The organism is Bowmanella denitrificans (assembly GCF_002887595.1).
GTDB classification, from domain to species: domain Bacteria; phylum Pseudomonadota; class Gammaproteobacteria; order Enterobacterales; family Alteromonadaceae; genus Bowmanella; species Bowmanella denitrificans.
Window position 1 is genome coordinate 136,633 of record NZ_PEBU01000015.1, and the last position, 10,146, is coordinate 146,778.

The following is a 10,146-nucleotide window of genomic DNA, read 5'->3' on the forward strand; positions in this document are numbered from 1 at the left end:
GATGTTTGGCTCTTATCTGTGATGTGGCTACATTGTAAGCTATAGCGCCTTTAGTCTTGTCAGGATAAGCCGGCTGCAGCCGGACCAAATATGCTAACTCATTCAGCCACGCGTGTTGTGCTTTGCAGCCTGTTGTTCAGTCCGTTTTCTTATGCAGGCATAGCTTTGGTACATAAGCTGGATGCCCAGATTATTGTCGCAGCCTTTTGTGCTGTGCTGTTGCTTTCAATCGGTATTTGGCTATGGCTGAGGACCAGGGTAAAGCGTCAGCAAAGCCAAATCGAGCAACTGAGTGAACAAACTCAGAACAAACAAGCACTATTGGATGGTTTTAATCTGGGTATGCTGCACCTGGATGAACAAGGCTGCATCCTTTATATCAACCGTATCGCGGCATTCTGGCTGGGTAGTAAGGCTCAGGATCTGACCGGCAAATTACTGAGTAATGTCTTGCAGGGGGACGCGGCGGACAAGTTGCTGGGTGCACTGAGCAGTCTGGTGGATTGCAAAACCCAGTGGTACTGCGAAAAACATCAGCGCCATATATTATTGGGCGCCCACCCCCTGGCGAAACCCAAAGACCAGCTGGCAATGGTAGTAACACTGCAGGACATTACCTATTACCAGGCACAGATTGATACACAGCAAAGGCAGTGGCAGGTCAGTTGTGAACTCAACCAGCGAGCCGGCATCGGCAAGCTGGATATCAATCTTAAGGAAAAGCTGGTCAGGCTCGACAAGCAGATGATGACATGGTTGGCGCTTACCGACCCGGAACAAAGTCTGGACAGCTTTAGAAGCAAGCTGGACAGCAGTGACTGGGCAAACTGGCAGATAGCTTTGGAACAGGGTGGTGAACAGGGGCAACTGTCGCTTAGCGGCGTGCTGGCGAGTCAGTCCGGACCGCTACCGGTTACGCTGTTAGGGCAAGTGGTCAAATGGGATAGCGAGCACAAACCACTGAATATTCATCTGCAGGTTAGCGACCAGCTCGCCTTTGAACAAGCTAAGCAACAGCTAAAAGCCGCCAGAAACCAGTTTAAGGCCTTGCTCGGGGCGTCTGCGCAGCCCTTATATCTGTTGGATAGCCGAGGCTGTTTCAGCGACTGCAACCTGGCTTTTCAACGTTTGTTTGGTATTAATCAAATGCAGGTGCAGGGCAAAACCCCCGCCGAGGCAGGGCTGTTTGACGAGGCCATTAACACCTGGCAGCAAAGCAGCGATCTGGCCTTGTCATCGATGGTCGGGCAGGGCCGCGAGTTCAATCTGACACTCAAAGACGGTAAGGCACATCCGCTGCGTTTTCGCTTGCAGCCACTAAAGGACAGCGAGGGTAATAGTGGTGGTTTACTGGGCCAGATTGAAGATTTAAGTGAACTGAGGGCCATGCAAGCACAGGTGGAGCATAAACAGCAGCAGCTTGAACAGTTTTTACAGCATTCGCCCCTGGCGATTGCGCTAATGGACGAAGAAGAACATCTGCGTCAGGCCAATAACCTGATGTTAAAGCGTTTTGGCTATTCAGAGCCGGAGTTAAATAAGCTCAGCTTATATCAGCTGTTCAGCGAGCCGGGCCAGGCGGCCAGGGCCGCAAAACAATTACAGAAGGGCAATTTAGACAGCTTCCATGCCAGCTTAAAAGACAAGCAGGGTAAGCTGCATCCCAGCGAAATCTTTGTGCAATCCTTGGGGCAAGGACAACATCTTTGCTGGATTGCAGATGTCAGCGAGAAAGCCTTTCAGCAGGACAAGTTCGACAATCTGCTTGAACATAGCAGTCTGGCCATGGCGGTGCTCACCGATACGGGCTTTAGCCGTTTAAATCCGGCTGCCTGCGCCTATTTTGGTATTCAGGATGAACAGCAGTTATTTGGCTTTTACCCCTATTCTGAAGGGCTGAATACCGATGCCGAGGCTGCCGCTAAACTTAAACAAAAACTCGACCAGCTTAAGCAGGACGGCAAGGCATTATCGCTGGTATGGCAGCATCAACATGGGCATGAAGCCTTGCCTTGTCAGGCCACCTATGTGCCTATGTTTAAAGGTGGCGTGCTGGATTCGGTACTGTGTATCTGGATGGATATGCGCGCCATTCATCAGGCGGCGGCTGAGCGGCTGGAGGCCATTAACTTGCGCCAGGCAGCCGAGCGGCAGATGGCCGAGCAACAGCAATTACTGCAAAACAGTCAGGACCAGTTAGCCAGCAAGGCTAAAAGCCTGGTGGACACACAAAGCAAACTGCAAAGTGCCGAGCAGAACCTGTCGCAACAGCAAAGCCAGCTTAAGGATTTGCAGCAGGCCCATCAGAGCGTGACCGAAAATCTGCAGAAGTTGCAACAGGAATACAGCGACAGCCGCGCGCAATTGGCCGACAGTCAGCGCGACAACGCTGAATTGGAAGAACAACTGGCACAGTCCAGCAGTAAAGTCGGCGCGCTGGAGAAGCAACGTAATGATATTGCCGATGCCTTGCAGCACAGTGAACGACAGTTTCAGCGGGCTCAGCAGCAACTGCGTGCAAGCGAAGAAGCCAGTAATCAGCTTAAGGCAGAGCAGGGCAATCAGGCCCAGCGTATGCAGCAGTTGGTGGAACAAAACAATAGCCTCAAACAGTCCATGGGCAAAAAAGACCAGCAAATTGCCGAGGTGAGTGGCCAGATAAGCAGCTTACAATCACAGTTGCTGAGTTCCGCCCAGGCCAGTGAGAGTTTGCGGGAACAGCTGGCGAACCAGCGAAAAGCCAGTGAGCAGGCTCAGCAACAACACCGGGAAACCGAACAGCGCTGCAGGCTGGCTCAGGCGGAACTGAGTAATAAGCTTCGCCATATAGAGCATTTGCAGTATGAAATGCAAAAAGTCGAAGAGATGTCGCACCAACAACGCGACGATCTGGAAGAACAACACAAAGCCCTGCAGCAGGAACTGCAAGCCAAGCAGCAACAATTGCAGGATACTCAGCAAGCCCTGGATGAAACCCGTAAACAGTCAGAGCTGGAGAAACAAGAAAAAGCCGCTAAGCAGGCCGATTTAAACCGCCTGCAACAGGAACTGAATGACATGCAGGCGCAGGCCGGGCTGCAGCAGCAGCAAGCCGAGCAGGCCGACCAGCACTGGCGGCAACAGCAACAGGCGCTGCAGGCCGAACTGCAGCACAAGCAACAACAATTGCAACAAGCCGAAGCAGTGCTGGCCGACGCCAAACAGCAAACCGAAGCAGAAAAAGCAGAAAAGGCCAGACAGCAGCAAATATATGCCCAGTTGCAGGCCGAGCTGACCGAAGTGGAACAGCGCGCTGCCAAGCAACAGGCACAGATATCGCAAAGCGATCAGCAGTGGCAGTCCCAGCAACAGGCCATGCAGGCAGAGCTCGCGGCCAAGCAGCAACAGCTGCAGGACAGTCAGGCCCGTCTGGATGCCTTCCAGCGCCAGGCCGATGAGGAGAAACAGCAACGCCTGGAACAGCAGATGAAGCTGGAACAACTGAAAGTCGAGCTTACCGATGTGGAAGGACGTGCCACCCGCCAGAAGGAAATGATGCAAGGCAGCGACGAGCAGTGGCGCCAGCATCAGGCTGAGATCGAAGCGCAGAAACAACAGTTACAACAGGCCCTTGAGCAAGCCAGACAGCAAAATCTGCAGATGGAAGACAAACTCAAAGACAGCCTGGAAGAACTGCAGCGTGCCGAGAGCCAGGTGCAGCAAAATCAAAGCGGCGAGCAAAAACTGCAACACGAACTGGAGCAGTCCAGACAGGCCGCAGACACCTTACAAGCCCGCCTGGCCCAGCAGGAAGCGCAGGAAATCAGCCTGCAACAGCAACTGGCCAGCCAGCAGCAGGTGTTGAAAGACAGTGAACAGAATATTCATAAGCTGGAACAGTCTCAGGCCAGCCTGACCGCACAATTGCAGCAAGTACAGCAGCAATACGAGCAAAGCCGCAAGCAGCTTAGCGACCAGGGCAGTAGCCAGTCTGATTTGAATCAGCGTTTACAACAACTGGAAGATGAACTGCAGCAAAACCGCGCGCAGCTGGATAGTAAAGAAAACGCGCTACAGCAGGCCCAGCAGGCACTGCAAAGCAGCCAGTTAAAAATGGCCGAACAGGAACAGGCATTGGTGGATGCCCACCGCCAGGAACTGCAGCAGGCCCGCAGCGAGCAAGTGCAGCCAGCCAGTGCCAAGCCAGCGATTGCCGAACAGCCCATGCCGGATAACCCGGCGGTGTGGTTTGATTTACTGCCTTATCTGCAAAAGAATCCACAAACCGGCTCTTTGGCAGCGGCCTTGACGCAACTGATGCAGGCGCTGGAAGACGCTACCCAGCAGGCTGACACGGCCATTAATAACGAAGATACCCGCGCTATGCTACAGGCCATGAGGCGTCTGGTGGCACTGGCCGAGCAAATTAATTCTGAGCCGCTGGTGGACTTGACCAGCCGCCTGGAAGCAGCAGGCAAGCTAGGCCACCTGGACAGCATTTCTATCTTTTGGCCCAATGTAAAACGTTCACTGATAACTACTATGCGGGTGATTTATTCGCATTTGGAGGGGTAGGGGCCTTGCTGCACTGAGTTAGTAACTTCCCTGTTCTTTATGACGCGCCGTCCGTGGCGCGCCAGTCCCATTTCTTTACTGCGCGGTAAAGAAACGAGACGCAAAGAAAGCGCGCCCGCTGGATTCCCAACTACGTCAGTCCAGGGCACTACTAAAAGGCGGTCGTGAAAACGACGTTCCCGACGCGTCTTCCACTCAATTTGCTCCCAGCAAATTGCCCGTCTTTTAGCAGCACCCCGAACCGACCGGGAATTTTTTAGCGGGAGTCAAAGCGGCTCGGGCCGCTTAAGGGCTGCTGTGGATTGTGTAAAAAACAGGGCATAGTTTTACCATTTCTTGTAGTCGCTAAAGCGTTGCGTGTTTACTGAGACCTCGTTTACACTGCATTCTTACTTTCCCCGCAATTGCGCTAAGCGTGAAGTCGCAAAGTATCGCGTTAACTATTTGAAAATAAGGGATTAATGTGAAGATGGCAGGGCAGTATTACCGACGCAGAAGCGAACATTATCACGAATTCAATATAATAAGCTGTTCTACGTCAACCATGAATAGAGTACAGAGTAGATATGGAATTCGATAAAGAAAAATACAAAGTATGGAAGCTGCCGCACCCAATGCTGCTCCATTGGATTATCAACCCTGGACTTGCATTCAATGAGTTAATTCTTGGGCAGAGAATTCCTAAGATAACTCTAATAGATAAAACTAGCGATGCTCCTTTAATGGAGAGGCAGTACGTTCCGTGCCCTGAATGTGGTGCATTAAATGATGGCAGGCTCTGGTCTAAAAGCAATTCATTTGGGCACTGGTTTGGCTATGTATGCCCAGAGTGTCACGGGAAAATACCGTGCCTTTGGAATATCACCAGTCTTATATTGCTTGCCTTAACGTTCCCAATCTGGATTTGGTTCAAAATATTCGGTGAGGCAAGATGGCTTGAGAAAGAAAAAGGTCGCTTTGCCGAAGTTATGTCAAGTGAACTTCCAGAAGCCAAGAAGACTAACTGGCTAAAAATGGGTATAACCTATGGAATCTTAATGTTTTGCATCATGGTGCTACCAAAAATATTCCAAAATCAGTTAACCCCTAGCGCAATCGCCATTCAGGCAGTCATTTGGCTAGGTGGCGGTTTGGTATTTGGTCTAGCAATGAAGCTATTTCTAGGCAGCAGAAAGTGAAGCGTAGAACAAACGCGTCAATCAGGACGCTCGCAAGCTCGCGCCTATTATGCGGGCGTTATGCTTTTCAGAGGAAGTATGGACGAAAGAAGCACTAGTGAACTTATTGTAACTTTAGGTGAAGATTTTCAGCGGTGTTACGCCAATGTCATAAAAGATATTGAGAATGGCGAAAAGCAAGATGATGGTACAACTCTTGCTGATCATGAGTTCAATGCTCGCCAGCTTGTTAGAGCTGGTTTCGCCCTTATCGAAGGAGTCAGTTTTGCTTTGAAGATTGCGGCAATTGATGATGCAATTGAAAATGGTATTGAACTAACTCAAGCCGAAATTGACTTTGCGTTTGAAGTTTCTCATCAGTTAAATGAAAAAGGCAAAGTTGTAGAAGTTAGTGCTCATATCAATCTAACGAAAAATATCAAATTCGCTTTTAATCTATATTCTAAAGCTCATAGCTTAAATCAATCATTTGATGCAGGTCTTACGTGGTGGAGTGACTTGAAAAAGGCAATCAAGATCCGTGATCGGCTAATGCATCCTCGTAGCCCCGAGAACCTTGATATTGAGCCTAATGAAGTAATCACTGTTATTTCTGCAGTTAGAGGTTTTGAAGCTTTGCTAGTTGAATATATTGGAAAAAAAGCATAACAAGCGCTTTAACCAAGGGACGCAGAACAGCAGGCTTTAGCCTGCTGTTCTGCGTCGGTTAAGCGAGCGTTAGGTTTACCGATGAGAACTATTCTGGCACTCTTATTAAGCATTGTCTCAGCGTACTCCTATCCACTTGAAACTGATTCATTTCCTCTGGTTAACACAAAGTGGTTTAACTATGGGAGTAAAAACACGGTTATCTGGGGATTTTATGAAAATACTCTGACAAGAGAGTTATCTCTCTATCCAGAGCGGGGTGTAACCACCTTCAACATTCGATATAAGAAAATAGAGCACGGATGGCTGATTGAGCTCATTTCCCCTGGTGGAGAGGTTGTTGAAGACCTGTATGTGAACATACAGGCTAGAGATGAAATTTACGTTGGCGATACTCTTGATTATTTGAGCTTATATAGGCCAACTGGATATGGTAGTGATAAGTAGCATTTTGACCATAGAACCTAACAAGTTAAGTCATCGGAAAACCACTCGCTACGCTCGCGTTTTCCGCTGTTCAAAGCGTTAGTAGCCCCGGTAGATTAGGCTAAGAATTAGACATTGGCGCGGCATCAGGCCCCGCATTTCATGGAAGCATCGCAAGGAGGTTGGTATTGGCAACAAGCATCATTTCAGCATCACCAACGCGCACTTTTTACCTCACTGGCTTAAAGGCGGTTCGCAAAGAAGTGGTTGCCTGTTTGCGATCAATATTCCCGTTTGCAGTTAGCCAAAAACCAGCCGCAAAAATCGGTTGTTGTTTTATCTTTCTTCGGGCTAAGGTAAGCGCATGAATATCAATTTAAGCTCATGGGCCAACAGGGCTGGCGGCAAAGCCACGACAGTGTTGTGCTCGTGGGCAACTAACAAGTTAAATCATCGGAAAACCACTCGCTTCGCTCGCGTTTTCCGCTGTTTAAAGCGTTACGTGGCATGGAGCGGCAATTGAACATCGGCAGAGTCTTTAGCTTCGCAGTAATTCTATTCTTGGTACAAGTCACTGTTAGTGCGGCTGTCACTCTCATTGCAGGGGCTGACAATCTGAATAGCTTCAGATTTTATGAATACGTGCTTTTTCTATATCTACCTGTATTGTTTTTTTCCGCCGTTGTATTCACTATCTTTGCTACAAAGCAGGCTGAGCATTTGTGGCTTCATGCCCTAATGGTTCTCGTATCCACTGAGATCTTTGGTTTTCTGGTTATTTCCCTGATTATGCAAGAGTTTTATCTGGCGCCAACCTGGCCAGTCGAGCTGTCCGTATCGTTTTTTGCACTGCTAGTTGGGAGCGTCGTAGGTACAAAGGTTAGGGGTGTCCAACCAAGTGCCACGTAACAAGTTAAATCATCGGAAAACCACCCGCTGGCCAAAAAGCGGCCAAGCAGCGTGTGTTTTCCGCTGTTTAAAGCGTTAGTTTTACAAGGTTCTTTACACAACTCTATGGATAACAAATCAAAGTTTATAAAAGTTTGGAAGGTCGTGTTTAAGTACCTTTACATGGTTATGCTAGCAGTTTTAGTTTTTAGAACAGCGGTTATGGTTTTACATGAAGGTTGGTCTTTTTTAAAAATAGGCAATGTTTTATTGGGTGTCGGTATAGCTACAGTAGGCATGGCTTTTGTTTCTGCCTTAATTGCCGTGTATGCAGTTATTCAAGATAGTAAAACTAACAAGGCCATAAAGTCAGATTCGTAACAGCTTGCTCGGTTCCGCTTCGCTTCACATTTTAGCAAGCTATTACTCACGGCTTATGGCGGCGTTATATTTCACGGAGACTTTAGTGGACGAAAAGGATGAAAAAGCACTAAGTGATATCGAGAAGTTCGGGTGTCACGTATTGAAGGTTATGGAAGGTGACGGAGAACCTTGCTTCAGCTATTCAATTGGCATCAATAAGAACCAAAATAAGCCTGACCTTATCATTGTGGGGCTGAAACTAGATTTGGCTCACTCGATTATCAACAATTACAAGAACCGTTTGCTTGCTGGTGAAGTATTTGAACCTGGTAATTACTATTCCGATTTTCTTGAAGGCTTTGATGTCTGCTTTATAAAAATGGATAAGTCACATTACGAAGAATATTTAGGCTGGGGCTTATGGCTTCACGACGGAGATGACTTCGATATGTTGCAAATGATATGGCCAACGACAGACGGTTTTTGGCCATGGTTCAACGATAGATCCGAATTTTATCGATGGGCACAACCCATCTTAAATGAGTCTGGTGAGCTTAGTGAAATATAACAAGTTAAAGCAGCGGAAAACCACTCGCTTCGCTCGCGTTTTCCGCTGTTTAAAGCGTTAGCTATCAGGGAGGAAGTCGTGTGAATGAAGTAGATTATGCTAAACAAATGCTGGATAACCGAGAGCAAGGTATTTCAGTCCTGATTAGCCTGAGAAAAATGAAAAGAAGACTTTTATTCCGTCTATTTATTTTGTTCATTTCCGTAGCTTGCTACTTCACACTTAATGACGCACCCGTTTTTCTTTTGATTATTGGAATGGTTATTGGAACTACTCTCCAAGATATTGGATGGTTACAATCAATTTCGAAAGCTTGGCCATTTACTGCCAAAGTAATTAACTGGAATCAGGTAACGGAAATTGCGCGCAATGATAGCTAACAAGTTGCCTAATTTCGCCGCAAAAAACGCGGCTGGGACAAATACTCACTGGGCTTCGCCCAACAACGTTCGCATTTGCCCATTGGCAAGGCGTTATATTTGCTGAGGAAATTTAGAGAGATGGAGGTTGCTGACCGTAGAAAATTACTTTTCTATATTTATCTACACAACACTTTGAGTGGTGTAGGAATAATAGTTTTAGGCGCTTTCTTTGAAGGAATCCTTCAGCTAGGAGTTTATCTTCAGTTGCTAACGTATTCTTATCCGTGGTCTATATTCTTGACAAGTTTAGCCTGCGGGGCAATATTTATTATTTTTCAAGTCATCAAAACTTGGTATGGCATTAGAAAAAATGTTGGCTAATACAAATATAACAAGCCGTTTAACGAAAAACGCCAGCAAACAACGCTGGCACGGACTCGCAAACTGCGCTCGCCCGTTAACGGTGCGTTAGGTTTCACGGAGGAACATTTTGGAATTCCCCCCAAGATTATAAAAGTTACACACTCGATGAATTACACGATGTTATTGAAAACATGGATAAAGATAGCTATCCCGATAGGTTCCAACAGGCAGTTCTTGAATTGGAATCACGTTCTACCTCAAAGTCAAATCTTGAACACTCAATAGTTGAGGACGGGACTTCAAGTGATAATGAATACGTGCCAAATGAAGTTCCAATTTTTGAACAGATTAAGAACGTAGTTTTATCAATTTCAGTAATCGTTTTTGGTGGACTTGGAGTTGTTGAAAATGATCTGGCTGTTACAGCTTGCAGGACTTGTGAAACGGTTTATCACTTGAAAGATGAAGCCGCATGGGTCATGTATGCGGCCATGCTATTAATGGCGGCTGGGTTGATATCAGAAGTTGTTGATCATTATGACAAAAGAGATAATGAACATCTTTATCATCGAATATCGAATTTTACTATGCTACCGGGCTTAGGGCTTTTCTTTTTAGCGTTTTATCTTCACTCAAGATGAAACCTAACAAGTTAAGGCAACGGAAAACTACTCGCAGGGCCTCGCCCCAAAACGCTCGAATTTTCCGCTGCTTAAGGCCAGGGCAAGAGCATGAATGCTCATTTTTCGAGCACTTCGCCCATACCGGCCACTAACACCCTCTCTAAATAGTCTGT

The 10,146-nt window shown here is 47.3% G+C and carries 8 protein-coding genes; all 8 read left to right on the forward strand.

Annotation, left to right across the window (positions count from 1 at the left end; all coding sequences use genetic code 11):
* The first annotated feature begins 90 nt into the window (after nt 1-90).
* Entirely contained in the window at nt 91-4,554 is a 4,464-nt protein-coding gene (locus CSR04_RS22085; protein ID WP_102798504.1) for a PAS domain S-box protein, read from the forward strand.
* 566 nt (nt 4,555-5,120) lie between these two features.
* Nucleotides 5,121-5,732 (forward strand): hypothetical protein, encoded by a 612-nt coding sequence (locus CSR04_RS22090; RefSeq protein ID WP_102798505.1) that lies wholly within the window; start codon nt 5,121-5,123, stop codon nt 5,730-5,732.
* A gap of 78 nt (nt 5,733-5,810) precedes the next feature.
* Nucleotides 5,811-6,380 carry a hypothetical protein gene (locus CSR04_RS22095; RefSeq protein WP_102798525.1) on the forward strand — a complete coding sequence of 190 codons (570 nt, stop codon included), beginning with the start codon at nt 5,811-5,813 and terminating at the stop codon, nt 6,378-6,380.
* Between the two features lie 81 nt (nt 6,381-6,461).
* Entirely contained in the window at nt 6,462-6,827 is a 366-nt protein-coding gene (locus CSR04_RS22100; protein ID WP_102795623.1) for a hypothetical protein, read from the forward strand.
* 1,032 nt (nt 6,828-7,859) lie between these two features.
* On the forward strand, nt 7,860-8,075 hold the full coding sequence (locus CSR04_RS22110) for a hypothetical protein (protein WP_146027229.1): 216 nt from the start codon (nt 7,860-7,862) through the stop codon (nt 8,073-8,075).
* 85 nt (nt 8,076-8,160) lie between these two features.
* Nucleotides 8,161-8,625 (forward strand): DUF4262 domain-containing protein, encoded by a 465-nt coding sequence (locus tag CSR04_RS22115; protein ID WP_102798526.1) that lies wholly within the window; start codon nt 8,161-8,163, stop codon nt 8,623-8,625.
* A gap of 80 nt (nt 8,626-8,705) precedes the next feature.
* On the forward strand, nt 8,706-9,005 hold the full coding sequence (locus CSR04_RS22120) for a hypothetical protein (RefSeq protein WP_102798508.1): 300 nt from the start codon (nt 8,706-8,708) through the stop codon (nt 9,003-9,005).
* A gap of 536 nt (nt 9,006-9,541) precedes the next feature.
* Entirely contained in the window at nt 9,542-9,991 is a 450-nt protein-coding gene (locus tag CSR04_RS22130; protein WP_102798510.1) for a hypothetical protein, read from the forward strand.
* Nucleotides 9,992-10,146 lie beyond the last annotated feature (155 nt).